Origin of the sequence: Inquilinus limosus DSM 16000 (assembly GCF_000423185.1) — a bacterium.
In the GTDB taxonomy this organism is placed as follows: domain Bacteria; phylum Pseudomonadota; class Alphaproteobacteria; order DSM-16000; family Inquilinaceae; genus Inquilinus; species Inquilinus limosus.
In genome coordinates, this window is the sequence record NZ_AUHM01000037.1 from 16,287 (window position 1) to 42,636 (window position 26,350).

30 protein-coding genes and 1 tRNA gene are annotated in these 26,350 nt (G+C 70.0%); 26 read left to right on the forward strand and 5 right to left on the reverse strand.

The features are described from left to right. Positions 1-32: 32 nt before the first annotated feature. The gene (locus tag G537_RS39880; protein WP_081689049.1) at positions 33-878 is read right to left on the reverse strand and encodes an alpha/beta fold hydrolase; all 846 of its coding nucleotides are present in this window, start codon (positions 876-878) and stop codon (positions 33-35) included. A gap of 85 nt (positions 879-963) precedes the next feature. Between G537_RS39880 and G537_RS0125760 the strand changes: the two genes are divergently transcribed. The 24 genes from G537_RS0125760 to G537_RS43160 all read left to right on the forward strand — a co-directional run bounded on the left by G537_RS0125760 (position 964) and on the right by G537_RS43160 (position 19,980). Continuing rightward, positions 964-2,046 (forward strand): esterase-like activity of phytase family protein, encoded by a 1,083-nt coding sequence (locus G537_RS0125760; RefSeq protein WP_026872564.1) that lies wholly within the window; start codon positions 964-966, stop codon positions 2,044-2,046. Positions 2,047-2,142: 96 nt separating this feature from the next. Continuing rightward, positions 2,143-2,568 carry a VOC family protein gene (locus G537_RS0125765; RefSeq protein ID WP_026872565.1) on the forward strand — a complete coding sequence of 142 codons (426 nt, stop codon included), beginning with the start codon at positions 2,143-2,145 and terminating at the stop codon, positions 2,566-2,568. A gap of 92 nt (positions 2,569-2,660) precedes the next feature. Beyond that, entirely contained in the window at positions 2,661-4,070 is a 1,410-nt protein-coding gene (gene creD, locus G537_RS0125770; protein WP_051249137.1) for a cell envelope integrity protein CreD, read from the forward strand. Between the two features lie 197 nt (positions 4,071-4,267). Beyond that, a complete protein-coding gene (locus G537_RS0125775) occupies positions 4,268-5,656 on the forward strand; it encodes a Ca2+-dependent phosphoinositide-specific phospholipase C (protein ID WP_081689045.1) in 1,389 nt (462 codons plus the stop codon). A gap of 129 nt (positions 5,657-5,785) precedes the next feature. Next, positions 5,786-6,403: a heme ABC exporter ATP-binding protein CcmA gene (gene ccmA / locus G537_RS0125780; RefSeq protein ID WP_026872568.1), complete on the forward strand. Its 618-nt coding sequence runs from the start codon at positions 5,786-5,788 to the stop codon at positions 6,401-6,403. After that, complete coding sequence (ccmB, locus tag G537_RS0125785; protein ID WP_026872569.1) at positions 6,400-7,065, forward strand: heme exporter protein CcmB; 666 nt, start codon at positions 6,400-6,402, stop codon at positions 7,063-7,065. Before ccmA ends, ccmB begins: the two co-directional genes overlap by 4 nt. An 89-nt stretch (positions 7,066-7,154) precedes the next feature. Beyond that, on the forward strand, positions 7,155-7,397 hold the full coding sequence (locus G537_RS0125790; RefSeq protein ID WP_026872570.1) for a type II toxin-antitoxin system Phd/YefM family antitoxin: 243 nt from the start codon (positions 7,155-7,157) through the stop codon (positions 7,395-7,397). Next, positions 7,397-7,819 carry a type II toxin-antitoxin system VapC family toxin gene (locus G537_RS0125795; protein WP_026872571.1) on the forward strand — a complete coding sequence of 141 codons (423 nt, stop codon included), beginning with the start codon at positions 7,397-7,399 and terminating at the stop codon, positions 7,817-7,819. The genes G537_RS0125790 and G537_RS0125795 overlap by 1 nt, the downstream gene beginning before the upstream one ends. 100 nt (positions 7,820-7,919) lie before the next feature. Beyond that, positions 7,920-8,321 (forward strand): SET domain-containing protein, encoded by a 402-nt coding sequence (locus G537_RS0125800; RefSeq protein ID WP_026872572.1) that lies wholly within the window; start codon positions 7,920-7,922, stop codon positions 8,319-8,321. A gap of 61 nt (positions 8,322-8,382) precedes the next feature. Further along, the gene (locus G537_RS39885; RefSeq protein WP_051249138.1) at positions 8,383-9,159 is read left to right on the forward strand and encodes a heme ABC transporter permease; all 777 of its coding nucleotides are present in this window, start codon (positions 8,383-8,385) and stop codon (positions 9,157-9,159) included. Then, positions 9,156-9,335, forward strand: a complete 180-nt coding sequence (gene ccmD, locus G537_RS39890) for a heme exporter protein CcmD (protein WP_034853046.1) — start codon at positions 9,156-9,158, stop codon at positions 9,333-9,335. Before G537_RS39885 ends, ccmD begins: the two co-directional genes overlap by 4 nt. Continuing rightward, on the forward strand, positions 9,332-9,817 hold the full coding sequence (gene ccmE, locus G537_RS0125815) for a cytochrome c maturation protein CcmE (RefSeq protein WP_026872573.1): 486 nt from the start codon (positions 9,332-9,334) through the stop codon (positions 9,815-9,817). Before ccmD ends, ccmE begins: the two co-directional genes overlap by 4 nt. Beyond that, the gene (locus tag G537_RS0125820) at positions 9,814-11,781 is read left to right on the forward strand and encodes a heme lyase CcmF/NrfE family subunit (RefSeq protein ID WP_026872574.1); all 1,968 of its coding nucleotides are present in this window, start codon (positions 9,814-9,816) and stop codon (positions 11,779-11,781) included. The genes ccmE and G537_RS0125820 overlap by 4 nt, the downstream gene beginning before the upstream one ends. Before the next feature lie 10 nt (positions 11,782-11,791). Then, positions 11,792-12,343 carry a DsbE family thiol:disulfide interchange protein gene (locus G537_RS0125825; protein ID WP_026872575.1) on the forward strand — a complete coding sequence of 184 codons (552 nt, stop codon included), beginning with the start codon at positions 11,792-11,794 and terminating at the stop codon, positions 12,341-12,343. A 203-nt stretch (positions 12,344-12,546) separates the two neighbouring features. Further along, positions 12,547-13,020, forward strand: a complete 474-nt coding sequence (locus G537_RS0125830; RefSeq protein WP_026872576.1) for a cytochrome c-type biogenesis protein — start codon at positions 12,547-12,549, stop codon at positions 13,018-13,020. Beyond that, the gene (gene ccmI / locus G537_RS0125835; protein ID WP_051249139.1) at positions 13,017-14,390 is read left to right on the forward strand and encodes a c-type cytochrome biogenesis protein CcmI; all 1,374 of its coding nucleotides are present in this window, start codon (positions 13,017-13,019) and stop codon (positions 14,388-14,390) included. The genes G537_RS0125830 and ccmI overlap by 4 nt, the downstream gene beginning before the upstream one ends. 155 nt (positions 14,391-14,545) lie before the next feature. Beyond that, on the forward strand, positions 14,546-15,343 hold the full coding sequence (locus tag G537_RS0125840) for an ABC transporter ATP-binding protein (protein ID WP_026872578.1): 798 nt from the start codon (positions 14,546-14,548) through the stop codon (positions 15,341-15,343). Between the two features lie 103 nt (positions 15,344-15,446). Next, on the forward strand, positions 15,447-16,241 hold the full coding sequence (locus tag G537_RS0125845) for an ABC transporter substrate-binding protein (protein ID WP_051249140.1): 795 nt from the start codon (positions 15,447-15,449) through the stop codon (positions 16,239-16,241). A 99-nt stretch (positions 16,242-16,340) separates the two neighbouring features. Further along, positions 16,341-17,138, forward strand: a complete 798-nt coding sequence (locus tag G537_RS0125850; RefSeq protein ID WP_026872580.1) for an ABC transporter substrate-binding protein — start codon at positions 16,341-16,343, stop codon at positions 17,136-17,138. A 55-nt stretch (positions 17,139-17,193) separates the two neighbouring features. Further along, positions 17,194-17,931 carry an ABC transporter permease gene (locus G537_RS0125855; RefSeq protein ID WP_051249141.1) on the forward strand — a complete coding sequence of 246 codons (738 nt, stop codon included), beginning with the start codon at positions 17,194-17,196 and terminating at the stop codon, positions 17,929-17,931. Between the two features lie 2 nt (positions 17,932-17,933). Continuing rightward, a complete protein-coding gene (locus G537_RS0125860; RefSeq protein WP_026872582.1) occupies positions 17,934-18,629 on the forward strand; it encodes an ABC transporter permease in 696 nt (231 codons plus the stop codon). Positions 18,630-18,676: 47 nt separating this feature from the next. Next, complete coding sequence (locus tag G537_RS39895) at positions 18,677-19,153, forward strand: GNAT family N-acetyltransferase (RefSeq protein ID WP_051249142.1); 477 nt, start codon at positions 18,677-18,679, stop codon at positions 19,151-19,153. A gap of 95 nt (positions 19,154-19,248) precedes the next feature. Then, positions 19,249-19,683 (forward strand): CBS domain-containing protein, encoded by a 435-nt coding sequence (locus G537_RS0125870; protein ID WP_026872583.1) that lies wholly within the window; start codon positions 19,249-19,251, stop codon positions 19,681-19,683. Between the two features lie 132 nt (positions 19,684-19,815). Continuing rightward, on the forward strand, positions 19,816-19,980 hold the full coding sequence (locus G537_RS43160) for a DUF1328 domain-containing protein (RefSeq protein WP_211230512.1): 165 nt from the start codon (positions 19,816-19,818) through the stop codon (positions 19,978-19,980). Positions 19,981-20,068: 88 nt separating this feature from the next. On the opposite strand, the gene G537_RS0125880 is transcribed toward G537_RS43160, so the two are convergent. Beyond that, a tRNA-Ala gene (locus tag G537_RS0125880) sits at positions 20,069-20,144 on the reverse strand. A gap of 193 nt (positions 20,145-20,337) precedes the next feature. On the opposite strand from G537_RS0125880, the gene G537_RS0125885 reads away from it, so the two are divergent. Further along, a complete protein-coding gene (locus G537_RS0125885; protein ID WP_026872585.1) occupies positions 20,338-21,300 on the forward strand; it encodes a complex I NDUFA9 subunit family protein in 963 nt (320 codons plus the stop codon). 94 nt (positions 21,301-21,394) lie between these two features. Here the strand turns inward: G537_RS0125885 and G537_RS0125890 are convergent, their stop codons facing one another. From G537_RS0125890 to G537_RS0125900, 3 genes are all read right to left on the reverse strand, one after another. Continuing rightward, positions 21,395-22,408 (reverse strand): alpha/beta hydrolase, encoded by a 1,014-nt coding sequence (locus tag G537_RS0125890; protein ID WP_026872586.1) that lies wholly within the window; start codon positions 22,406-22,408, stop codon positions 21,395-21,397. Between the two features lie 62 nt (positions 22,409-22,470). Then, entirely contained in the window at positions 22,471-24,009 is a 1,539-nt protein-coding gene (locus tag G537_RS0125895; RefSeq protein ID WP_026872587.1) for a glycosyltransferase family 39 protein, read from the reverse strand. A 219-nt stretch (positions 24,010-24,228) separates the two neighbouring features. Next, the gene (locus tag G537_RS0125900) at positions 24,229-24,561 is read right to left on the reverse strand and encodes an antibiotic biosynthesis monooxygenase family protein (RefSeq protein WP_026872588.1); all 333 of its coding nucleotides are present in this window, start codon (positions 24,559-24,561) and stop codon (positions 24,229-24,231) included. 329 nt (positions 24,562-24,890) lie between these two features. Between G537_RS0125900 and G537_RS0125905 the strand changes: the two genes are divergently transcribed. After that, complete coding sequence (locus G537_RS0125905) at positions 24,891-26,333, forward strand: NAD(P)-dependent oxidoreductase (protein ID WP_026872589.1); 1,443 nt, start codon at positions 24,891-24,893, stop codon at positions 26,331-26,333. The last annotated feature ends 17 nt before the right edge of the window (positions 26,334-26,350 follow it).

The following is a 26,350-nucleotide window of genomic DNA, read 5'->3' on the forward strand; positions in this document are numbered from 1 at the left end:
CGCGTCCGCGCAAGCCGTTCAAATGCAACGGGTTAAGAACCGTTCGCAACTGCGAAGACGGCGATCCGGGGCAGCACCCGGTCGGCCGCCTCGAAATGCGGCGCATGCCGGCAATCCGGCACCAGCCAGGTCTCGCAGGGGCCGGAAACCCCGGCCTTTATCGCATCCAGCTGGGCCGGCGTGCCGTATTCGTCCTCCACCCCCTGGATCGCCAGGACCGGGCAGCGGATCGAGGGAAGCAGATCGCGCATGTCGAAGCTGCGGAATCCGGGGGTCGGCCACAGCTCGGCCCAGTTGGCGAAGGTGAAGTCCGTCTTCTCGCCGTGATAACGGGCCAGGACGGCGCGCAGTTTCGATTCCGGGGCGTGGTAGGCGGCATGCGCGGCCGCTATGCCGGCCAGGGTCTCGTCCTCGACCATGACATGCGCCGCCTCGGTCGCCACCCAGGTGGTGCGGTCCGGCTGCGCCGCGGCGAAGATCAGGGCGATGCTGCCGCCGTCGCTGTGCCCGACCAGCCCGGCACGGTCGATCCCGAGGGCGTCGAGCACCCGCGGCAGCGCCTCGCGCCCCTCGCGGTACAGGTAGTCCGTGCCGCGCGGCCCCGGCAGTGGATCGGATCGGCCGAAGCCCAGCCGATCATGCGCCAGCACCGGGTGGCCGGTGGCGGTGGCGAGGCGGGCCGCGACATCGACGCCGCGGCGTGTCCACTGCGCGACGGAGCCGAGCCCTTCGTGTAGAAGAAGGATGGGGAGGCGCCCGGTGCTGCCGGGCGGATCGAGGCGCTGCCAGTACAGGCTGTGCCCGTCGACGCGGATGAAACCGTCGCTGCGCTGCAGCGCGGTGGAATCGTTCGCCGGGGTGGCCGCCGGGTTGTCCATCCGCCGCTCCGTCATCGAGGCAACACGCAGTCGTCATGCCGTTGTCGCGCCGCCGTGGTCAACAGGGCGCACAGGGGAGTGGGAAATGGCCAGGTTCGGAATCGTGCTCGGCGTGCTGCTGGCCTGTGCCGTGCTGCCGGCTCAGGCGGAGGGGATCGGCCGTCTGCGGCTGATCGGCGAGGCAACGCTGCCGAAGGGCTTGGATTACGAAGGCACGACCGTCGGCGGCCTGTCGGGGCTGGACTGGGATCCGGCGGCCCGGCAGTGGATCGCTTTCAGCGACGACCGCTCGGAAAAGGCGCCGGCCCGATTCTACGCGCTATCGATCGACTACGACGCCGAGGCCGTCCGCGGCATCGCCGTCACCGGCGTGACCCTGCTGCGGGACGCGGCCGGGCAGAGCTTCCCGCCCAAGAGCGTCGACCCCGAGGCGGTCCGCCGCGATCCCGCGACCGGCCTGCTGTACTGGAGCAGCGAGGGCGGGGTGAAGGCCGGGATCGATCCGACGATCAGCGTCGCCGCTCCGGACGGAGCCTGGCGGCGCGGCTTCGACCTGCCGCGGCGGTACCGGGTGTCCGAGGACAAGGACAGCGGTCCGCGGGACAACCTGACCTTCGAGGGGGTGGCGCTCGCGCCCGACGGGCGGACGCTGTTCGTGTCGATGGAGAGCGCCCTGGTCCAGGACGGGCCGGTGGCGTCTCTGGATGAAGGCAGCCCTGTGCGGATCGCCGGCTTCGACACCGCGACCGGCCGGCCGGGACCGGAATACGTGTATATGACGGACCCGATTCCGACGGCGCCGCTCCTGGGCGGTCACGCCGACAATGGCGTATCGGAGATCCTGCCCGCCGGCGACGGCACGCTCCTGGTGCTGGAGCGCGCCTATGCGCAGGGCCGCGGCAACTCGATCCGGCTCTACCGCGCCGATCCGGCCCTGGCGACCGACGTCTCCAGGCTCGATTCGCTGTTCGACGGCAGCTGGCTCGCCATGCCGAAGACCCTGCTGCTCGATTTCGGCACGCTCGGCGTGGCCCTCGATAATTTCGAGGCGATGGGCTGGGGACCGGCCCTCGCCAACGGCCACCGCAGCCTGGTCGTTCTGTCCGACGACAACTTCAATCCGCTGCAGGTGACCAAGGCCCTGGTGTTCGAGGTGCTGCCGGACTGAGCGCATGAGTCGTTCTCATCCGCGGGTGAGAAACCGCGATTGGACCGGCGCCGTCCGCCGCCTCACCCTGGCCTCCCGAAACGGAGGAGCCGAGGGATGGACGCGACACCGCGGATCAACGGGCTGGCCGAGACCTGCCTCTATGTCGAGGACGTCGACCGGTCGGCCGAATTCTACCAGCGGGTGCTAGGGCTGGAGGTGCTGGCTCGCTCGCCGCGGCTGGTGGCACTGGACGCCGGGCGCCAGGGCGCGCTGCTGCTGTTCCGCCACGGCCTGACCTCGGACGGCATGGTCGACGACGAGGGCACGATCCCGGGCCATGAGGGGCAAGGACGGTTGCACATGGCCTTCGCCATCGCGATGGAGGATCTGCCGGCCTGGCGGGCCCGGCTGGAGCGCGAGAGTATCCCGCTGGCCGGCGAAACCCAGTGGCGGCAGCGCGGGGGCCGCAGCCTGTATTTCCGCGACCCCGACGGCCATGCCATCGAGCTGGCGACGCCGGGGCTGCGCTCCAACTACTAGGCGCGGGCGCCCCGAGCTTTCCGCCGCACCGCCACGAAGCGGCCATCGGCGGCCCGGACGCTGCGGGCTTCGCATCCCTGAGCGAGCCCGCCATGAGCAACGACCCTGTCCCGCCGGCCGCCGCCTGGCCCGTCCGGCGCCTCCGCGCCGGGTCTCCGGCGCTGAAGGTCCTGGCCATCGTCCTCCTGACCATCGCCTTCCTGCTGCCGGTCTTCCTGATCTATGACGTGATCGGCGAGCGCGAGGACCGCTACCGTTCCGTGGTGGCGGAGATCGGCGGCAGCTGGGGCGGACCGCAGCGCGTCACCGGCCCGGTCCTGGTGGTGCCGTTCCGGGTGCCGTCCCCGCCCCATCCGGACGGGACCGCGGTGCCGCCGGTGGAGCGCCAGCTCGTCATCCTGCCCGACCGCTACGAGGTCGAGGCCAAGGCGACGCCGGAGACGCGCAAACGTGGCCTCTTCGAGACCGTGGTCTACACCGTCGACCTCGCCTTGTCCGGGCAGTTTCTGATCGGCGACGCCGCGGCCCTCGCCGGGCCGGAGGCGACGATCGACTGGGCCGGCGCCACTCTCTATGTCGGCGTGGCCGATCCGCGCAGCATCCGCGAGGGCGCGTCGCTGCGCTGGGACGGGCGCGACCTGCCGTTCCAGCCCGGCGCGCCGGGCGAGCTGGGCCAGCGCTTCGGCGCCGGTATGACCCTGCGCGTGCCCGGCCTGTCGGCGGCCTCGGCGCAGACGGCCATCCCGTTCTCCACCACGCTGCGGCTGAACGGCAGCCAGCGCCTCGACTTCCTGCCGCTCGGCCGCTCCACCCGGGTCACCGCCGGCTCGAACTGGCCGGATCCCAGCTTCGACGGCGCGTTCCTGCCGGTGCGCTCCAGCATCGGACCGCAAGGCTTCACCGCCGAGTGGGAGCTGTCCTATTTCGGCCGCGGCTATCCCCAGGCCTGGGTGGGTGGGGAGGGCGACTATCTCTCCGCCGTCTCCGGCTCCGCCTTCGGCGTGCGCTTCTTTCAGCCGGTCAACGCCTATCAGCAGACCGAGCGCTCGGCGAAATACGGGATGCTGTTCATCATCTTCACCTTCACCCTGTTCTTCCTGTTCGAGGCGGTGGCGCGGCTGCGCATCCACGTCTTCCAGTACGGGCTGGTCGGGCTGTCGCTGTGCCTGTTCTATCTGCTGCTGCTGTCCTTCGCCGAGCAGATCGGCTTCGCCGCGGCCTATGGCGTGGGCGCGGCGGCGGTGGTGGCGCAGATCGTGCTGTACTGCCGGCCGGTGCTCGGCACCTGGAAGCGCAGCCTGGTGCTGGGCGCGCTGCTGGCGATCCTGTACGGCGCCCTCTACGCGTTGATGCAGCTGGAGGATCTGGCCCTGCTGCTCGGCTCGGTCGGCCTGTTCCTGGCGCTCAGCGGCGTGATGTATGTGACGCGCCGGATCGACTGGTACGCCGCCGCGCCGACAACGCCCGCGGCCGTGCCCGATAGCGAGCCGCCGGCCTCGTGATCGGCAGGGGAGGAGGGCCGCGCGAACCGTCGGCCCTCCCGGCCCTTCGTCGAATGTCCACCGCTCCGCGAACACGTGTCCAATCGTCATGAACACGTGTTCAAACCGTCATCCGGGCGTCGTCGAAGCCGCCTAGCATCGCCGTCGCACGCCGGGCCGGGTCGGCCGGAACGCGGCGCTCGACGAAGGGGGAATCGATGGGACGGAACCTATTGTCCGGGGCGGCCGCGGCGGCCGTCCTGCTGCTGTCGGCCGTCGTGCCGGCCGCCGCGGAGGTGCCCGCCGGGCAGCCCGTGAGCTGGACGGCACCTTACAACCTCGCCTACTGGTCGCGACCGCACAACGCCTATGAGAAGGCGCATTTCGCCCGGCTGACCGACGTGCTCGACCGTGGCAACCAGGTGGTCGAGATCGACATCTACGACCAGAGCGGCTTCCCGGTGAAGCACGACCTGGGCGATTCGAGCACCGACAACAACTGCAAGGGCGGCGCCGGCGGCCTGCTGCAGGACTGCCTGCGCGACATCAAGGCGTGGAGCGATGCCCATCCCGGCCACCTGCCGATCACGGTGCAGCTCGACCTCAAGCCCAGCCAAGGCCTGTGGGGCTGGGACAGCAGCTACATGGCCGGGCTGAACTCCCTGGTCAGCCAGGAGTTCGGGGCCAAGGTCTTCCGGCCGGAGGATCTGCGCGCCTTCACCGGCTATGCCTCGCTGCGCGAGGGCGCCTACCGCGCCGGCTGGCCCACCACCGACTCGCTCCGGGGCCGCATCCTGGTGCTGATGATGGGCGGCCCGATCGGCGACAAGAACGACACCCAGGAAGAGTATGTGAACCAGTTCGGCAGCGCGGCGCAGATCTTCGTCTGCCCCGAGGCGCATGAGCCGAACGACTTCTATTGGAACGGCAACGCCAACGATTTCGACGACCCGAACACCAACAAATGGGTCGTCTGCGGCAACCACGAGGCGGTGAAGTACTGGTACAAGGACACGCTGACGGCCTATCAGAACAACCAGATCGTCAACCTCTGGTCCGGCACAGAAGCGCAGTTCGACGGTTTCCAGCAGATGTATCTCGCGGCCGGCTGGGGCGCCTCGATGATCAGCCGGGAGAGCCTCGAGACCTGGTCGAACAAGCTGCCGCTGAACGGCATGCGGCGGTCCGTCTCGACCGGCTTCCTGCTGCGCAGCGTGTCGAGCGGCCTCTGCGTCGAAGTCCAGAGCGGCCTCTACGCCAACGGCTCGGACCTCAATCAGCGTCCCTGCACCGGGAACGTGCCGCAGCAGTGGATCTACAGCGACGAGACCCAACTGCGCGCGGTCGGCAACGCCGAATACTGCTTCGACATCGAGGGCGGCAACGGCAACAACGGCGACCGGCTGCACATCTGGGACTGCGACGGCGGCTCCAGCGAGAAGTGGCAGCTGCAGCCGGACGGCCGGCTGATCGGCATGAACGGCCGCTGCGCCGACGTGGTCGACAACACCGTCGGTACCCGGCTGCAGATCCGCAACTGCACCGGCGGCGCCAGCCAGCGCTTCGACATCGTCAACAACCTGAACGCCAACAACCCGCATTACTGATCGGTTGTCGAGGGGCGCCGCGTCGCCGGGGCGGCGCGGAAGCATAGGGCAGGGCCGTCCGCGGCCCTGCCCCTTCCGTTCGGGGCGGTCGGGCTGCTATTGGCGGAGGATGACCGCCGCGACCCGCCGATGCCCGAGCCGACCCTGACCGCCGACGGCCTAGCCTGCCTGCGCGGCGGGCGGCTGGTCTTCGCCGACCTGTCCTTCCGGCTCGACTCTGGCGGGGCACTGGTGCTGACCGGGCCGAACGGCAGCGGCAAGTCCAGCCTGCTGCGCCTCGTGGCGGGGCTGGTGCCGCCCTTTGCCGGCCGGCTCGACTGGACCGGCGGGCCCGGCTCGATCGCCTATCTCGGCCATCAGGACGCGGTGAAGCCGGCGCTGACCCCGCGCGAATCCCTGCGCATCTGGGCTGCCCTTTCCGGCGCCTCGGCCGGCGACGGCGCGGTCAGGGCGGCGCTCGCCGCGGTCGGGCTCGAAGGGCTGGACGATCTGCCGTGCCGCTATCTCTCCGCCGGCCAGCGCCGCCGCCTTGCGCTCGCCCGGCTGGAGCTCGGCCACGCCCGACTGTGGCTGCTGGACGAGCCGACCCTCGGCCTCGACGCCGCCTCTGTTGCGCGGCTGGAGGGCCGCATCGCCCGGCACCGGGCCGCGGGCGGGCTCGTGATGCTGGCGACGCATGTGCCGCTGGCGCTCGACGGCGCGGACCGGCTGGCGCTGGAGGACTATGCCGCCGAGGCGCCGGCATGAGCGCCTTCTTCGCTCTGATCTGGCGCGACCTGCGCCTCGCCCTGCGCTCGGGCGGCGACGTCGCCGCGGTGCTGGCCTTCTTCGTCATCACCGTGGTGCTGTTCCCGCTCGGGGTGGGTCCGGAGCTGGCGCTGCTGGCCCGAATCGCCGCCGGCGTGGTCTGGGTCGCGGCCCTTCTGGCGACGCTGCTCGCGCTCGACCGCCTCTTCGCCCAGGACTACGAGGACGGGTCGCTCGACCTGCTGATGCTGTCGCCGCTGCCGCTCGAGGCCGCGGTGCTGGCCAAGGCGCTGGCCCACTGGCTGCTGACCGGCCTGCCGCTGATCCTGCTGTCGCCCCTGATGGCGGCGATGCTGGGGCTGGAGGCGCGGGCCTGGCCGGTGCTGATGCTGTCGCTGCTGCTCGGCACGCCCTGCCTCAGCCTGATCGGCGCCGTCGGCGCCGCCCTGACCCTCGGCGCCCGGCGTGGTGGAGCTTTGCTGGCGCTGCTGATCCTGCCGCTCTTCGTCCCGGTGCTGATCTTCGGCGCCGCGGCGGTGGAGGCGGTGGCGACCGGCCTGACGGCCCGCCCGCATCTGCTGCTGCTCGGCGGCTGCCTCGCCGCCGCCCTGCCGCTGGCCCCGATCGCGGCCGCGGCGGCGCTGCGCCAGGCGCAGTCCTAGGTCGCGTCGGCCACCGTGAATCCGAAGGTTCGGATGCAAATCGTTCGATGTCCGTGCTATATGACCATCTACATGGTCAGGAGCGTGGCATGGACACGATCAATCTGGCTGACGCCAAGGCCCATCTGAGCGAGCTCGTCGATCGGGTCGAGGCCGGTGAGTCGATCGCGATCACCCGTCGCGGCAAGCCGGTTGCGCGACTCACTGCAGTGAACGGACCCCGCAAGCGGATCGACATATCCATGCTCCGGGCGGTGACGGCAGCCATGCCGCCGCAGGCGCAGGGCGCCGCTGATCTGGTGCGCTCGATCCGGGATGGCGATCGCTACTGATGCTCTATGTCGACACGTCGCTGATCGTCGCGGCACTGTCCAACGAAACCGCGACCGCTCGCGCGCAGACATGGCTGGCGGGGCAGGACCCATCGCAACTTCTGATCAGCGACTGGACCATCACCGAGATGTCGTCTGCCATGGCGATCAAGCTGCGGACGGGTCAGATCACGCTCGAGCAGCGGGCGACGGCGCTGGCGACGTTCAACAAGCTGGTCGCCGAGAGCTTCACTGTCCTGCCGGTTGCCGGCGGCCATTTCAGGGTGGCGGCCACGTTCGTCGATCAGCACAGGCTCGGATTGCGGGCCGGCGATGCACTCCATCTCGCCACCGCATCGGCACACGGCGCCACCGTGCACACGCTGGACCAGCGGCTCGCCGAAGCGGGGCTCGCGCTCGGCATACCGACGCTGGTCATCTGATACATTCGCGGACGGCATGCCGTCATGCCGTCTCGGCCCTTCGTCCGGGGTGACGCGGCGCTCGGCCTCGCGTAATGCTTGGGGAAAAGGAACCCGGCCGATGCTTCTCGTCCCCACCACCGTCGGGCCCAGCCGGATCGAAGGGCTGGGCCTGTTCGCCACCGCGCCGATCGCCGCCGGCACCGAGGTCTGGCGCTGGCACCCGGTGTTCGACGTCTTCGTGCCGGACGCCGAGATCGCCAAGCTGCCGGAGCCCGCGCGCGACTATCTCGAGCGCTACGCCTATCCGGCGCCGGATCTGCCGGGCGGGCTGTCGCTGAACCTGGACGATGCCCGCTTCATGAATCACAGCGACGACCCGACGCTGGAGACGGTGGGCGAGGTCTGCATCGCCCGGCGCGACATCGCGGCGGGGGAGGAGCTCACCTGCGACTACGGCGCCTTCCACCCCGATCTCCGCGACGTGATCCGGGCCGGCACGGCCGCAGGGCGCGGCAATTGAGCCGGCGGACACGCGGCCTAGCTTTGTCTATCGTAGGATCCAACGACCGCCACGCCACGCCATGCACCGCTTCGCCAACCCGGCCCGCTTCCTGCGCCTGAGCGCCGCCCTGCGGCCCTGGGCCCTCGGCGTCGCCTTGCTGACGCTCGCCGCCGGGCTGTGGCTCGCCCTGTTCGATTCGCCGCCGGACTACCAGCAGGGCGAGACGGTGCGGATCATGTATGTCCACGTGCCCTCGGCCTGGATGGCGATGATGGTCTACGCCAGCATGGCCGTGGCCTCGGCCGTCGGCCTCGTCTGGAAGCATCCGGTCGCCGAGCTCTACACCAAGGCCGCGGCGCCGCTCGGCGCCGGATTCACGGCGCTGTGCCTCCTCACCGGCTCGCTCTGGGGCCAGCCGATGTGGGGCACCTGGTGGGTGTGGGATGCGCGGCTGACCAGCGTGCTGATCCTCTTCTTCATCTATCTCGGCTACATCGTGCTGGTCTCGGCTTTCGACGACCCGCAGCGCGGCCTCAAGGCCGGTGCGGTGCTGACCCTGGTCGGCGCCGTCAACCTGCCGGTCATCAAGTTCTCGGTCGACTGGTGGAACACGCTGCACCAGCCGGCTTCGGTGATGAAGCTCGACGGGCCGTCGCTCGACCCGGCGATGCTGTGGCCGCTGCTGCTGATGGCGGTCGCCTTCACCGCGCTGTTCGTCTGGCTGGTGCTGCTGCGCATCGAGACGGAGATCGCCGAGCGCCGCATCCGCGCCCTGCGCCTGGCCACCGCCATGGCCGCCACCAATCGTGGGGCAGGGGGCGACGAGGCGCCGGGGCTGGAGCAGCCGGTCGGATGACGGGTGTGGCCGAGTTCCTCGCGATGGGCGGCTACGCCGCCTATGTCTGGACCGCCTACGGCGCCGCCGTCGTGGTGCTGGCCGGCTTGGTCTTCGCCACCCTGGCGCGGCGGCGCAGCAGCCGGCGCAGCCTGGAGGCGCTGGAGCAGCTGCGCGGCCGCGGGAGACGGGCATGACCCGCAAGCGCCGCCGGCTGATGCTGCTGGGCCTCGCCGCCCTCGGCCTCGGCACCGCCTCCGCCCTGGCCCTGACCGCCTTCCAGGACAATCTGCTGTTCTTCTACAGCCCGACCGAGCTGCATGACGGCAAGGTGGCGGAAGGCCAGCGCTTCCGGCTCGGCGGGCTGGTGGTGCAGGGCTCGCTGCAGCGCCTGCCCGACGGGCAGACCATCGCCTTCACGGTCACCGACACGGCCTTTGACGTGCCGGTGCGCTACGCCGGCATCGTGCCGGACCTGTTCCGGGAGGGGCAGGGCGTGGTGGCGCATGGCCGGGTCGGGCCGGACGGCGTCTTCGTCGCCGACGAGCTCCTGGCCAAGCACGACGAGAAGTACATGCCGCCCGAAGTCGCCAAGGCCCTGCAGGACGCCGGCCATCCCGGCGCGCCCGGCGCCGCCGGGAAGCCCGCCCTTCCCGCCGGCACGGTGGCTGCGCAATGATCCCCGAGCTCGGCCACTACGCCCTGGTCCTGGCGCTGCTGCTCGCCCTGGTGCAGTCGACCCTGCCGCTCTGGGGCGCGGCCAAGCGCCACCCCGGGCTGATGGCGGTGGCGGAGCCGGCGGCGACGCTGCAGCTCGCCGCGATCGCCGTCGCCTTTGCGGCGCTGACCTGGGCCTATGTCGTCTCCGACTTCTCGGTGGCGGTGGTCGCCGGCAATAGCCACTCGCTGAAGCCGCTGCTCTACAAGGTGACGGGCGTCTGGGGGAACCACGAGGGCTCGATGCTGCTCTGGGTCCTCATCCTGGCGCTGTTCGGCGCCGCGGTCGCGCTGTTCGGCAACAACCTGCCGCCGACGCTGCGGGCCCGGGTGCTGGCGGTGCAGGGCATGGTCGGGGTCGGCTTCCTGGCCTTCATCATCCTGACCTCGAACCCTTTCCTGCGGCTCGACCCGGCGCCGCTCGACGGCCAGGACCTGAACCCGCTGCTGCAGGATCCCGGCCTGGCCTTCCATCCGCCCTTTCTCTATCTCGGCTATGTCGGCTTCTCGATGGCCTTCTCCTTCGCCGTCGCGGCGCTGATCGAGGGCCGGGTCGACCCCGCCTGGGCGCGCTGGGTGCGGCCCTGGACGCTGGCCGCCTGGGCATTCCTGACCGTCGGCATCGCGCTCGGCTCCTACTGGGCCTATTACGAGCTCGGCTGGGGCGGCTGGTGGTTCTGGGACCCGGTCGAGAACGCCTCGCTGATGCCCTGGCTGTCCGGCACCGCGCTGCTGCACTCCGCTCTGGTGGTGGAGAAGCGCGACGCGCTGAAGAGCTGGACCATCCTCCTCGCCATCCTCACCTTCGGCCTCAGCCTGGTCGGCACCTTCCTCGTGCGCTCCGGCATCATCACCTCGGTGCACGCCTTTGCGGTCGACCCGGAGCGCGGCGTCTTCATCCTGCTGCTGCTGGCGCTCACCGTCGGCGGCGCCTTCGCGCTCTACGCCGTCCGCGCGCCGCGGCTGAAGCTGGGCGGCGTCTTCGCCCCGATCAGCCGGGAGGGGGCGCTGGTGCTGAACAACCTCTTGATCTGCACCGCCACGGTGACGGTGTTCATCGGCACGCTCTACCCGCTGCTCGACAAGACGGTCTCGGTCGGCAAGCCCTATTACCAGCTCACTTTCGTGCCGCTGATGACACCAGTGGTGGCGGTGATGGTGATCGCCCCGCTGATGGCCTGGAAGCGCGGCGACCTGCCCGGCGTGCTCGGCCGGCTGAAATTCGCCGCCATCGGCGCCATGATCGTGGTCCTTGCCGCGCTCTGGCTGCAGGGCCGCGGGCCGGTGCTGGCGCTGGTCGGCATCGCCTTCGGCACCTGGGTGGTGCTCGGCGCCGCCACCGAAATCGCCGAGCGGGTGCGGTTGTTCCGAATCCCGCTGCGCGACAGCCTGTCCCGCGCCATCGGCCTGCCCCGCAGCGCCTGGGGCACGGCCCTCGCCCATGCCGGGCTCGGCATCGCCCTCCTCGGCATGATCGGGTCGAGCTACTGGTCGACCGAGCGGCTGGTGGTCGCCGGGCCCGGCGACCGCATCGACCTCGCCGCCGGCTATGCGGTCGAGTTCGACGGCGTGACGGCGGGGCAGGGGCCGAATTACGAGACCCGTCTCGGCGACCTGAAGCTGCTGCGCGACGGCGGCTTCGTCACCGACCTCGCGCCCGAGAAGCGCTTCTATCCGGTGGCCCGCATGCCGACCAGCGAGGTGGCGATCCACACCACCCTGACCGGCGATGTCTATGTCGCGCTGGGCGAGGAGCAGGCGGACGGGCGCTGGAGCCTGCGCCTCTACCACCACCCGCTGGTGCCGTGGATCTGGGGCGGCGCCCTGGTCATGGCCTTCGGCGGCGTGCTCTCGCTCAGCGACCGCCGGCTGCGTGTCGGCGCGCCGCGGCGTGCGGTGGCGCCGGCCGTCGGATCGCCGGCCTGAAGGATCGTCGATGCGCCGTCTTCTGTTCGTCCTGCCGCTGCTTCTGCTCGCCGCCCTGGCCATAGGGATCGGGGTCAAGCTGCTGTCCGGCAGCGACCCGCAATCACTGCCTTCGGCCCTGATCGACAAGCCGCTGCCGGAATTCTCGCTGGCGGCGCTGCCGGGCCGGCCAGGTAACGTTGGGGCGGACGGCCTGGCCAGCACCGATTTCGGCGGTACGCCGATGCTGCTGAACGTCTTCGCCAGCTGGTGCGTGCCCTGCCTGGCGGAGCATCCGGTGATCACCAAACTCGGCCGCGAGGACGGCATCCCGGTCGCGGCGATCAACTACAAGGACAAGCCGGAGGACGCGCTGGCCTGGCTGAAGCGAAACGGCGACCCGTACCGCCGGATCGGCGCCGATGCTGATGGCCGGACCGCGATCGACCTCGGCGTCTACGGCGTGCCGGAGACCTTCGTGATCGACAAGGCCGGCCGCATCCGCTACCGCCACCCCGGCCCGCTGACGCCGGACATCGTCGATCGCGAGATCCGGCCGCTGCTGGCGGAGCTGGCGAAGTGATCATGGCCACCCCCCTCAGTAGAACCGCCATTTCTTGTCCCCCCTCCCCTTGCGGGAGGGGGGTAGGGGGAGGGGGTTGTCGAGGCCAGGACGGGATCGTTGCCGATCCGGGTGCAGTCCAGCCGCGGAACTCGGCGAAGACAGTGCGAGCGGAGGGAACTCCCTCCCCCTACCCCCCTCCCGCAAGGGGAGGGGGGACTCGGTTGGGGCAAGCGGTTCGGCTGGCGCTCACGGCTGTGTTCCTCTGCCTAACCTTCGCCGCCCCCGCCGGCGCGATCGAGCCGCAGGAACAGCTGGCCGATCCGGCGCTGGAGGCCCGCGCCCGCACGATCAGCCAGGAGCTTCGCTGCCTGGTCTGCCAGAACGAGTCGATCGACGATTCCAACGCCGATCTGGCCCGCGACCTGCGCCGCATCGTGCGCGAGCGGCTGACCGCCGGCGACACCGACGACCAGGTGCTGGGCTTCATCACCGCCCGCTACGGCGACTACGTCCTGCTGCGGCCGCCGCTCAAGCCCGGCACGCTGGTGCTGTGGTTCGGCCCGGTGGTGCTGCTGTTCGCCGCCATCGCCCTCTTGATCCTGCGCCGCCGGCGGCGTCCGGCGGAGGCGCCACCGCTGTCGCCGGAGGAGAGCCGCCGTCTGGCCCGGCTGTTGGACGAGGAATCGGCGCCGTGACCGGCTGGATGTTCTGGATCGTCGCGGCGCTGATGACCGCGGGCGCCGTGGCGCTGCTGCTGCGCCGCCTGTTCGCCGCGGGCGCATCGCTTCCCTCCGGCTCCGATGCCGCCATCTACCGCGACCAGCTGAAGGAGCTGGAGCGGGAGCTCGCGGCCGGCGAGATCGGCCCGGCCGAGGCCGAGGCGGCGAAGGCCGAGATCGGCCGCCGCCTGCTGGCCGCCGCCGGCGATGCCAAGCCGCTTCCGTCTTCGCCCGCAGTCCCGCCGCGCCGCGTAGCGTTCGGCCTCGCCGTGCTGCTGCCGGTGGCCGCCCTGGCGATCTATCTGGCGGAAGGCGCGCCTGGCCTGCCGTCGCAGCCCTTCGCCAGCCGCGACCCCGGCGAGCGGCAGGCGATCCAGACGGCTGTGGCGGAGGCGCGGGCGCTGGAGCAGCGTCTGGCCGCCTCGCCGCAGGACCGCGACGGCTGGATCGAGCTCGGCCGACGCTGGAGTCAGCTGGGCGACAGCGCCAAGGCGGCCGACGCCTATGGCCGTGCGATCGGCCTGGGCAACGCCGATGCCGAGCTGACCGGCCGCTACGGCGAGGCCCTGGTCGGCGCCAACGCCGGCACCGTGACCGACACCGCGCGTGCCGCCTTCGAGCAGGCGCTGAAGCTGCGGCCCGGGGACATCCGCGCCCGCTACTTCCTGGCGCTCGGCCACGCCCAGGCCGGCGACGACCGCGCGGCGCTGGAGCTGTGGCAGGGGCTGATGCGGGATTCGCCGGCCGACGCGCCCTGGGTTCCGTCCGTCCGTCAGCATCTGACCGAGGCGGCGCAGCGCCTCGGCCTCGACCCGAAGACCGCTGTCCCGGAGCCGCAGGCGCCGACAGCTCAGCCGCGCGGCCCGGCCGCGGCGATCGCCTCGCTGCCGCCGGACGAGCAGGCCAAGGCGATCCGCGGCATGGTCGACGGCCTGGCGGCGCGGTTGGAGCAGTCGCCGGACGATCTCGAAGGCTGGGTCCGCCTGGCCCGCGCCCGTCGCGTGCTGGGCGAGGTTGACGCCGCCGCCGACGCCTATGCCCGCGCCGCGGCTCTGGCGCCGGACGACACCGGCCTCGTCCGCGCCTATGCCGATGCGCTCCTCGCCGCCGGCCGGGGCGAGGAGGTGCCGCCGGTGCTGGAGACGGGGCTGCGCCGCGCGCTGGCGGCCGATCCCAAGGATCTCGTCGCCCTCTGGTTCCTCGGCGTCGCCGCACAGAAGGCGGGGCAGCCGGAGGAGGCGCGGCGCCTGTGGGGGCAGATGCGCGATCAGTTCCAGGAGGGCAGCCCGGAGCGCCGGGCGATCGAGCAGCGCATCGCCCAGCTGCCGGCGCCCGGCGCCGGATGACCGGAACCGACCGATCTTCGCAACAATCGTGATGAAAGCCGGCCCGGGACTTTCGCTCTCACGGCTGCGGCGGCGCGGCCTCGGGCCGCGGTTGACCCGCGCCGGGAAACAATGCTTGTTTCGGTACAATAAGAATTGGGCGAGGCTTTCCCATCGTGGTTTCTGTTGCTGAGGCCGCAGCGGCGCCGTCGGACGCGGCGATCGTCGTCGAGGATTTGCACAAGCGGTTTGGCGAGCTCGAAGTGCTGAAGGGCGTGTCGCTGCAGGCGCGGCAGGGCGACGTCATCTCCATCATCGGCTCCTCCGGCTCGGGCAAGAGCACGCTGCTGCGCTGCATCAACCTGCTCGAGATCCCCAATGACGGCCGCGTCTGGGTGAACGGCGAGCTGATCCGGATGCGGAAGCTGCGCTCCGGCGAGGCCGCGCCCGAGGACAGCAAGCAGGTCGACCGCATCCGCGCCTCGCTCGGCATGGTGTTCCAGAGCTTCAACCTGTGGTCGCACATGACCGTGCTCGAGAACGTGATCGAGGCGCCGGTGCATGTGCTGAAGGTGCCGCGCAGGGAGGCGGTGGAGCGGGCCGAGACGCTCCTGGCCAAGGTCGGCATCGCCGACAAGCGCGACCATTATCCGAGCCACCTGTCCGGCGGCCAACAGCAGCGCGCGGCGATCGCTCGGGCGCTGGCGATGCAGCCCAAGGTGATGCTGTTCGACGAGCCGACCTCGGCCCTCGACCCCGAGCTGGTGGGCGAGGTGCTGCGGGTGATCCGCCAGCTGGCGGAAGAGGGCAACACCATGCTGCTCGTCACCCATGAGATGCGCTTCGCGCGCGAGGTGTCGAGCAAGGTGATCTTCCTGCACCAGGGCCGCACCGAGGAGGAGGGGACGCCGGCCGAGGTGTTCGACAACCCGCGCTCGGAGCGGGTGCGTCAGTTCCTCCAGGTACAGCATTGATGGGCACTGCCGCCTCGCTGGGCTTGACCGGGCGTGGCGGTTTCGCGGAAATCGGCCCATCCAACCCGGGACCGTCGGGTCCCAGATCTGAACGGGAGACTTCATGATGAAGAGCTGGTTGTCGTTGATCGGCGCCGCGGCGCTCGTGCTGGCCGCCGGCACGGCCTCGGCCCAGGACACGCTGCGGGTCGGCACCGAGGGCGCCTATCCGCCGTACAATGCCACCGATGCCTCGGGCAAGCTGGTCGGCTTCGAGATCGACCTCGCCAACGAGCTGTGCAAGCGCGTCGAGATGAAGTGCGAGATCATCCAGCAGGACTGGGACGGCATGATCCCGGCGCTGCTGAACAAGCGCTACGACGCGATCATGGCCGGCATGTCGGTCACCGAGGAGCGGCTGAAGCAGATCAATTTCTCGAAGCCCTACAGCACCACCCCGGCCTGGTTCGTCGGTGCCAAGGACGGGATCCTGAAGGACGCCAAGACGCTCGACGACATCAAGGCCGCGCTCAAGGGCAAGGCGGTCGGCGTGCAGCGCTCGACCATCCACCAGAACTTCCTGGAGCAGAAGATCCCCGATGTCGACGTCCGGCTCTATGACACCCAGGACGACCTGAATCTCGACCTGCAGAACGGCCGCATCGACGCCGGTCTGGCCGACAGCCTCGGCTGGAAGGACTTCCTGGCCAGCGACGCGGGCAAGAACTATGACCATTTCGGCCCGGGTCTGACCGGCAAGGATGATCCGATCTTTGGTCTCGGCGTCGGCATCGGCCTGCGCAAGGAGGATACGGCGCTGAAGGAGAAGCTGGACAAGGCACTGGATTCGATGAATGCCGACGGCTCGCTGACCAAGCTGTCGGAGCAGTGGTTCGGCTTCGACACCTCCATCAAGTAAGGCCGGGACGGCCGCGCCGGAGATCGGGTGGGCGTCGGCGGATGCGGCATCGGCGCCCGCCCCCCAACCGGGGCCGCAGGTCCCAGAACGGAAAAGATCATGAGAAAGATCTGGGTGTCCCTGGTCGGGGCGGTGGCGCTGGCGCTGGGTGCCGGCGCGGCATCCGCCGACACGCTGCGCATCTGCATGGAAGGCGCTTACCCACCCTTCAACAACACCGATTCCACCGGCAAGATCATCGGCTTCGAGGTCGACGTCGCCAATGATCTGTGCAAGCGGGCCGGCCTGACCTGCGAGGTCGTGGCGCAGGATTGGGACGGCTTCATCCCGGCACTGCTGAACAAGCGCTGCGGCGCCCTTATGGACGGCATGTCGATCACGGCCGAGCGGTTGAAGCAGATCGCCTTCTCCGTGCCTTACACCGACACCCCGGCGTGGTTCGTCGGCGCCAAGGACGGACTCCTCAAGGACGCCAAGACCCTGGCCGACGTCCATGCCGCGTTGAAGGGCAAGACCATCGGCGTGCAGCGCTCGACCACCCATCAGAACTTCCTCGAGGCCGAGTTCAAGGACGCGACCGTTCAGCTCTACGACACGGTCGACGACCTCAACTTCGACCTGATCAACGGCCGCATCGACGCCGGGCTGGGCGACAGCACGTCCTGGGACTCGTTCCTGAAGAGCGACAGCGGCAAGAACTACGCCCATTACGGCCCGACCCTGACCGGCAAGGACAACCCGCTGTTCGGTCAGGGCATCGGCATCGGCCTCCGCAAGGAGGACACGGAGCTCAAGGCCAAGCTGGACAAGGCGATCGAGTCCATGAAGGCGGACGGGTCGCTCGCCAAGCTGGCGGTCCAGTGGTTCGGCTACGATCCGCTGGCCCCCGGCAACTAAGAAGGTCGCGGGCGGCCTCACCGGCCGCCCGTTCCGTTCCAGGCAGCGGTAAGGCATGCAAGGATTGATCGATTCGCTGCTCCACTGGGCGCAGCTCTTCTCCTGGGGCGATCAGGGCTGGGGGGACGAGTTCGTCCAGGCCGCGGTGATGACCGTGCTGCTCTCCACGGTCAGCTACATCTTCGGTCTCGTGGTCGGGCTGATCGCCGCCTGCCTCAAGGTCTGGGGCGGTTTCGTGCTGCGCGGACTGATGGAGATCTACACCACCGTCGTCCGCGGCGTGCCGGAGCTCCTGATCATCTATCTCCTGTTCTTCGGCAACGAGCGGGCGATCAACGCCATCCTCGGCCTGCTCGGCGTTACCGAACCGTTTCGGTTGAACGAGTTCGTGATCGGCGTCCTCGCGGTCGGGCTGATCTCCGGCGCCTATTCGACCGAAGTGCTGCGCGGCGCCATCCAAGTCATCCCATATGGCCAGATCGAGGCCGGCCGGGCCTTCGGCATGCACGGCTTCATGGTGTTCCGCCGTATCATCCTGCCGCAGGCCATCCGCCTCGCGCTGCCCGGCCTCGGCAACGTCTGGCAGCTGATCCTGAAGGACACGGCGCTGGTCTCCGTCGTCGGGGTCACCGAGCTGATGCGGATCAGCCAGGTGGCGGCGCGGTCGACACGCGAGCCGTTCCCGTTCTTCATCACCGCGGCGGTGCTGTTCCTGGTCATCACCACCTTCTCGACCAAGATGTTCCGCAAGGCCGAGGCGCATTACGACCGCGGCGTGCGGCGGGCGGGCTGACCATGGATCTTGACCTGATCCTCGACACCTTCGGCCGGCTGCTCGGCGGTGCCCTGGTGACGATCCAGCTGATCGTGCCGGCGCTGGCCATCGGCGTCGTCCTGGCGATGGTGCTGGCGGTGATGCGGATGTCCGGCAACGGCATCCTGTCGCGCCTGTCCCGCGGCTATGTCTTCGTGTTCCGCGGCACGCCACTGCTGGTGCAGATCTTCCTGATCTATTTCGGCCTCGGCCAGTTCCGCCCGTTCTGGGAGATGCTCGGCGTCTGGGACTGGCCGCTGCGCGAGGCTTTTCCCTGCGCCGTGATCGCCTTCGCCATGAACACCGCGGCCTACACCAGCGAGATCATCCGCGGCGGGCTGCAGGCGGTGCCCTTCGGCCAGATCGAGGCGGCGCGCGCCTGCGGCATGTCCCGCTCCCTGGTGTTCCGCCGCATCACCGTGCCGATCGCGATCCGCCAGGCCCTGCCGGCCTATGGCAACGAGATCATCCTGATGGTGAAGGCCAGCTCGCTGGCCTCGATCATCACCATCATGGAGATCACCGGCATCGCCAAGCAGATCAACTCGCGCACCTTCGCGCCCTTCGAGGTGTTCACCGCCGCTGGCATCCTCTACCTCGCCATGAACTTCGTGGTGGCCCAGGGAATCCGGGCGGTGGAGTGGAAGCTGACCCCGCATCTGCGCCGGCGAAGCTGAAGCGGCTCCGGTCGTGACGGCAGGAAAACCCCGCTAGACTGGCGCGGATGTTCACCTTCACGCCGATCCGCCCCGCCGACCTGCCGCGCCTGCGCCTGTGGCTGACCATGCCGCATGTCCGCGCCTGGTGGGGCGATCCGGACACTGCGATCCGCGAGATCCGCCGGCTGATGGCCGCGGACTGGGCCGAGCCGATGCTGGTCGCCTGGCAGGGGCGCCAGATCGGCTATCTCCAGGCCTATGACGCGGTCTCGGCGGCGCCCGGCGGGGACGCCGAGCCCGGCAGCTTCGGCGTCGACCTGTTCATCGGCGAGCCGAGCTATGTCGGCAAGGGGCTCGGCACCGCCTTCCTCGGCGCCTACACCGACCGGCTGCTGAAGGGCGGCCGCGCCTTGCGCATCCTGGCCCGGCCGGCGCGGGCCAATCATCGCGCCATCCGCTGCCTGGAAGGGGCGGGATTCCACCGGCTCGACGACCCGGGCGGCCCGGTGCTGCCGATGGCGAAGGACCGGCCCGGCCTTTAGGGCAAGCCGGGAATCTGCCGAGTCGCTGTCCGGCGCAAGCGTGTTATGATTCCCAAAAAGAAACTTCCAAATTCAGAACTGATCGGGGAATCGCCATGAACGTTGCCCGTATTCTGAACGTGAAGGGGAACAGCGTCATCCATGTCGCGCCGGATCTCCGGCTGGCCGAGGCCGTGGCGCTGCTGCGCGACAAGCGCATCGGTGCCGTCGTGGTCTCGGGCGATGGCCGCCGCATCGACGGCATCCTGTCCGAGCGCGACGTCGTCCACCGCATCGCCGACCGCGGGCCGTCCGTGCTGGACGAGCCGGTCTCGGCCATCATGGTGCGGCCGGTCATCACCTGCGGCCTCGACGACACGGTGGCGGAGCTGATGGGGATGATGACCCAGCGCCGCTTCCGCCATCTGCCGGTGGTGGACGACCAGGGGCTGCTCTGCGGCATGATCAGCATCGGCGACGTGGTCAAGGCGCGCCTCGACGAGATCGAGAGCGAGGCCGAGAGCCTGCGCGAATACATCACCACGGGCTAGCGGGATCGGGGGCACGACGCAGCGAAGCGGGAACTGCCGAGCGGCAGGGCCTGTTCTCGTCTTGGAACGTCCGCGCCGGCGCTGCCGGCCGGGCCGGCTCACAAGCACGAGGTGCCCGACATGTTCGGCAGTCTGCTCCATTGGGCGATCGTCTTCCTGATCATCGCGCTGGTCGCGGCCCTGTTCGGCTTTGGCGGCGTCGCCGGCACCGCCATGGCCGGCGCCAAGATCCTGTTCTGGATCGCGCTGGTGATCTTCGTGATCACGCTGGTGGCCGGCCTGATGAGACGCGGCTAGCGCCTTTCCAGGGCAAGCACCGACGGCCGGGCGGCTCGGCGGGGACGTCCGGCCGTTGTCGTCTTCAGCGTATGGTCAGGGAAGGAGATGGTGGAGCTGAGCGGGATCGAACCGCTGACCTTCTCATTGCGAACGAGACGCTCTCCCAACTGAGCTACAGCCCCACGAATTCGGACCCGGGCGGTTGGGCATCCCGGCGAACGGCGCGGAATATCGTGTCCGCGTCATGGCTTGTCAAGCGCCTCATCCGGGGGCCTGTCGTTTTTCCGTGGCGGTACGTTTGAAACCCGCGGCGGCTCGGATATAAGGGGGCCGGGCCGCAGCCGTGGCGGCCGGTTCGGGTTTGCAGGCAGGACCATGACGGACTTCATCGGCCAAAAGACGGTCACCATCTTCGGCGGCACCGGATTCATCGGCCGCTACGTGGCGCAGCTCCTGGCCCAGCGCGGCTGGCGCATCATCGTCGCCTCGCGCCATCCCGACCGGGCCCTGCCGCTGAAGACCGCGGGCGCGGTCGGCCAGGTGGTCCCGGTCTTCGCCGATATCCGCGACGAGGGCTCGGTCGCGGCCGCGGTGGCCGGCGCCGACGCCGTGGTCAACCTGGTCGGCATCCTGTTCGAGCGCGGCAAGCAGCGCTTCGACGCCATCCATGCCGAGGCCGCGGGCCGCGTCGCCCGGGCCGCAGCCGCCGCCGGCGCCGGCCGCGTCGTCCACATCTCGGCGATCGGCGCCTCGGCCGACAGCCCCTCGGCCTATGCCCGCAGCAAGGCGGCCGGCGAGGCGGCGGTGCGCGCGGCCTTCCCGGGCGCCGCGATCCTGCGGCCCAGCATCGTCTTCGGGCCGGAGGACGGCTTCTTCAACCTGTTCGCGACCCTGGCCCGCACCGCGCCGTTCCTGCCGCTGTTCGGCGGCGGCACCACCCGGTTCCAGCCGGTCTATGTCCGCGACGTCGCCGCGGCGGTGGTCGCCTGCCTGGAGCAGGACGGCGCCGCCGGCCAGACCTATGAGCTCGGCGGGCCGCGGGTCTACACCTTCCGCGAGCTGATGGAGCTGACCCTGAAGCAGACCGGCCGCAAGAAGCGCCTGGTCTCGCTGTCCTGGGGCGTGGCGTCGCTGGAGGCGCGGCTGTTCAGCCTGCTGCCGAAGCCGCTGCTGACGCCCGACCAGGTGGCGCAGCTCAAGATCGACAACGTCGTGGCGCCGGGCGCGAAGACGCTGGCCGATCTCGGCATCTCGCCGACCCCGGCCGAGCTGATCCTGCCCAGCTATCTCGACCGCTACCGCCCGGGCGGCCGCTTCGGCAACCGAATGGTGGCCTGATCCGGCGTAGGCTGGGGTCGCGGCAAGCGAACCCAACAGGTCATGGCGGGGTTGAGATGTTGGGTTCGCCGGAGGGCGAACCCAACCTGCGTCGCTATCCCTCCGTCAGCGCCCGGCCCAGGAAGGGCAGGCTCTCGTCCATCCGGTAATCCACCGAGCTGTGGTTGTCCGGGAACTCTTCGTAACGGTGCGGCACGCCCAGCCGCTCCAGCGATCGGCGCAGCCGGCGGGCGCCGTAGATCAGGTTGTACTGATCGATGTCGCCGCAATCGATGTACAGGCCCTTCAGCGACCGCAGCGCGTCGGCGCATTGGTCGACGATCAGCACCGGGTCCCATTTCAGCCAGTTGGCCCAGCGCTCCTCGATCACCTCGCAGGTGTCGAGGGTGACCGGCAGGCGGATGCCCAGGAACTGCGACGGGTCCGGATCGTAGGTCGCGGCCATCGCCAGCTGCATCAGGATGTGAATATCGGCATCCGCGGTCTTCTTCGCCGTCTCCAGCGTGGTGACGAAGCGCTCGATCGAACCCTCGTGCTTGGCCAGCGCCCGCAGCACGTTCGGCATGTCCTGCAGATACACCAGCTCGAACCCCATGTCGCCGGAATGGCAGGCCGCGGCGCTCCACACATCGGCCCGGCGCATGGCGTGGATGATCGCGCCGAAGCCGCCGGAGCTCTTGCCGAACACGCCGCGCCGGCCCGGCCCGCCGCAGCCCAGCCGGGACTCGACCGCGGGCAGCATCTCGTCGATCAGGAAGTCCTCCCACCGGCCCATGGCGGCGGAGTTGACGTACTGGTTGCCGCCGAGGCGGGTGAAGCAGTCCGGGAAGGCGATCACCACCGGCGGCAGCTTGCCTTCCGCGATCAGCCGGTCGGCGCGCTCCGGCACGTTCTCGCCGAAGTTCTTCCAGTTGGTGTGCGACGGGCCGCCGCCGGTGAAGCCGACCAGGTCGACCAGCAGCGGCAGGCCGCGCCCGTCATGCCCGGCGGGGATGTAGAGGTCGACCCGCCGCTCCGCCGGGTCGCCCAGCAGGTTGCCCCGCAGCACCTGACTCTCGACGGTGATGCTCTCCACCCGCCCGCGCGGGGCGGCCTGGTTCTTGCGCATGCGCTCCCTCCATGGGTTGTGCCGCCACCCTAGACCGAGTCGGACGGGGCCGCACCCCTCCCTCAGAACGGGCGCAGCTTCACTGGATCCAGCGGCAGGGCCTGGCCGGGCTTGACGAAGACGACGACGAAGTCGAATGGCTGCCCGGTCAGCCCGAACATCCGCTTGGCGACGGTGAACCCGGTGCGCCAGCTGTCCAGCCCGTCATATTTCGCGGCCTCGCCCAGGCACCATTCGTCCGTCTTCAGACAGATCACCGCCAGCCCGCCGCGGCGCAGGCGGTCGGCGTCGACCCAGGGGGCATAGGCGCGGGCGAAGGCGGTGAAGTCGGTCGGGTGGCCGGGGCTGTAGAAGGTCGCGCCCAGGGCGTAGCTCTCGGTCCCGGCGACGATGGCCAGCGGCGTGCCGATCTGCCGGTGCCACAGCGCCGTCAGCTGCTCCGCCACCAGCCGCCGCGGCTCGGCCGCCTGCTGCACGTCGTGCTGCAGGGTCCAGGCCCCGGCCAGCGGCGCCGCCGCGAGCAGCAGCAGCGCCCCGCCGCCGGCCAGGACAGCCAGCCGGCGCAGCGCCTCCCGGTCGATCGCCGGGCGCAGCCGGACGATCGCAGCCAGCGGCGACAGGCTGAAGATCGGGATGGCGAAATGGGTGTTGATCCGCACCGAGAACAGGAGGGCGATCAGCACCGTCAGCAGGAACGGGCCGAGGGCGAAGATCGCCAGCGTGCGGGCATTGCCGGCGGACGGCGCCGCGGGCCGGCTGTCCGGGGGAGCGTTCCTTCCGCGCCGCCACAGCCAGACCAGCGCGCCCGCGAGCAGCGCGTGCAGGCCGGCGCAGCCGGCGACGAAGACCGCGGCCTTGCCGAGGATCTGGAGCGGCCTGGCGCTGCCCTTGCTGGCCAGGTACTGGATCGGCCCGATGGCGGCGCCGAGATGCCACAGCACATGCGGCGCCATCGCCGCGGCGAACACAGCCAGCGCCGCATAGGGGGCCGGGCTGGCGAAGAGGCGGCGGCGGTCGGGATGGGCCAGCGCCGCCAGGAGGCAGCAGGCCAGGATGACGCCGCTGTAGTATTTCGCCAGCATCGCGGCGGCGGCCGCCAGGCCCAGCGCCGCGCCGCTCGCCAGGTCGCGCCGCTCGATGGCGCGCAGGAACAGCAGCACGACCAGCGGCCAAAGCGACAGCAGCGCCGAATTGGCGTTGAAGTTGAAGGACTCGAAGGTGGTGAAGGGCAGGGCCTCCAGCAGCAGCACCGCGGCCAGCCGCGACGGGCCGGAGAGGTACCGGCCGGCGATGGCCCAGACCGCGGCCAGGCCGATCGCCGCGTTTACCGAGGACAGCAGATAGAAGGCCCAGTCCGTCGTCGGCATCAGGCCGAACCAAGCCCGCACCACCCAGGCGTAGAAGGGTGGGTGCTTGTAGTAGCCGAGCTGCGGCTCCTGCGCCCAGGAGAAGGCCTCGGTCATGTCGTTCGGCAGGTCGGACGGCGCCAGGTACAGAAGGCAGAAGCCGGTCCACACCGCGACATGCGCGGCCAGCAGCAGGAGGAGGCCGCGTGCATCGCTGCCGGAGCGGCGGAGCGGGGCGCTGATTGCGATCGACATGGGCGGGGCGGCGGGAGGTTGGACCGGCCCGAGCCGTTAGGCCCGGCCGGGGCCGGTGTCCAATTCCCTCTTCGTATGCCGCCGGCTGGCCCCAATACCGTCATTGCGAGGAGGCGAAGCCGACGAAGCAATCCAGGGCCGATGCAAGCCGCCCTGGATTGCTTCGCTGCGCTCGCAATGACGATCCGAAGGGCCGGGAAGGTCCAGCCGTCTGCGTGCTCAGACCTCCCCGACCTCATAAGCCGTCTCGTAGCCGCCGGGCACGGCGCTCTCCAGCAAAGGCTGGATCCGCGCCATATGCTCGGTGAAGCGCGGGTCCTGGCGGAAGCGCTGCGCATCCTCGATCGTCTCGAAGGCGGTGACCAGCACGACGCTGCGGCCGTCCAGCGCGCGGAACAGCCGGCCGCCGCGCAGCCCCTGGACCTGGCCGCGCACCCGATGATGCTGGGCCAGTTGCAGCGCCATGAACTCCTCGAACCGGCCGGGCTTCGGGGTGATCACGCTGATCGAGACATAGGGCTTGGCCGCTGCGGCGGCGTCGGTGGCGGTCATGGCTCGGCTCCGATAGGGCAGGAGCCATCCTGGTAGAGGTTCAAGCCGGCTTGAGGTCAAGTCCGGGTTGGCGAGGGATCGAAAATGCTACCGTGCATGGCCCGGAAGGATCGATTCTCTCGATAGTCTCATAGCGGCCTTAATTTTCTTGAAACAATCGATCGCAGGGGCACTCTCAACTGCGAATCGCTCTTAACAACGCGAAATTAGTCAACAAATATGACCTAATCGCGAAAAACTGCTCGCCACGGGCTGCCGAAATCCGTAAATGTCGCCGTGGGCCCCGCCGCTGCGGGGCTTATTCGACTCCGCGTGACGAGGGGCCGCCCATGGCGACGAAGATGCTGCAGTTCGTGAAGACCGCCGGCGAGATGCCGACGAAACGGACTGCCGAGATCCGCCGGCACGACTGGCTCGAAGTCTACGGACCCTATGTCCGCCAGAAGGCGGAGGAGCAGTCCTCGCGCTGCTCGCAATGCGGCGTGCCGTTCTGCCAAGTGCATTGCCCGCTGCACAACAACATCCCGGACTGGCTGAAGCTGACCGCCGAAGGCCGGCTGGAGGAGGCGTACGAGATCTCCTCGGCCACCAACTCCATGCCCGAGATCTGCGGCCGCATCTGCCCGCAGGACCGGCTGTGCGAAGGCAACTGCGTGATCGAGCAGTCGGGCCACGGCGCTGTCACCATCGGCTCGATCGAGAAATACATCACCGACACCGCCTGGGCCGAAGGCTGGGTCAAGCCGCCGGCGCCGCTGCGCGAGCGCAGCCAGTCGGTCGGCATCATCGGCGCCGGCCCGGCCGGCATCGCCGCGGCGGAGCAGCTGCGCCGGCTCGGCTACCAGGTCCATCTCTACGACCGCTACGACCGGGTCGGCGGCCTGCTGATCTACGGCATCCCCAGCTTCAAGCTGGAGAAGGAGATCGTCGCTCGCCGGGCGCAGTGGCTGGCCGATGCCGGCATCACCCTGCACCTGAACTTCGAGGTCGGCCGCGACGCGACGCTGCAGGAGCTGCGGTCGCGCCACGACGCGGTGCTGATCGCGACCGGCGTCTACAAGGCGCGCGACCTGCAGGCCCCCGGCTCCGGCCTCAAGGGCATCGTCGCGGCGCTGGACTACCTCACCGCCTCGAACCGCACCGGCCTCGGCGACGACGTGCCGGAATTCGCCGACGGCACGCTGAATGCCGCCGGCAAGCGGGTGGTGGTGATCGGCGGCGGCGACACGGCGATGGACTGCGTCCGCACCGCGGTGCGCCAGGGCGCCGTCTCGGTGAAGTGCCTGTACCGCCGCAACCGCGCCAACATGCCGGGCAGCCAGCGCGAGGTGCAGAACGCCGAGGAGGAGGGCGTCGAATTCGTCTGGCAGGCGGCGCCGGAAGCCTTCCTCGGCGACGACGTCGTCGCCGGCGTGCGCGCCCATTCGATCCATCTCGGCGTCGCCGATGCCACCGGCCGGCAGACGCCGGTGGTGATCGAGGGCTCGGCCCACACCATCGAGGCCGACCTGGTGGTCAAGGCGCTCGGCTTCGACCCCGAGGACCTGCCGACCCTGTTCGACGCGCCGGGCCTGCCGGTGACCAAATGGGGCACGGTCAAGGTCGACCACAGGACCATGATGACCGCGGTCGACGGCATCTTCGCCGCCGGCGACATCGTTCGCGGCGCCAGCCTCGTCGTCTGGGCGATCCGCGACGGCCGCGACGCCGCCGCCGCGATCGACAGCTACCTCGCCGCCAAGGTGGCCGCCCCGGCGGTCGCGGCGGAATAAGCGCAGCCGGAAGGAGC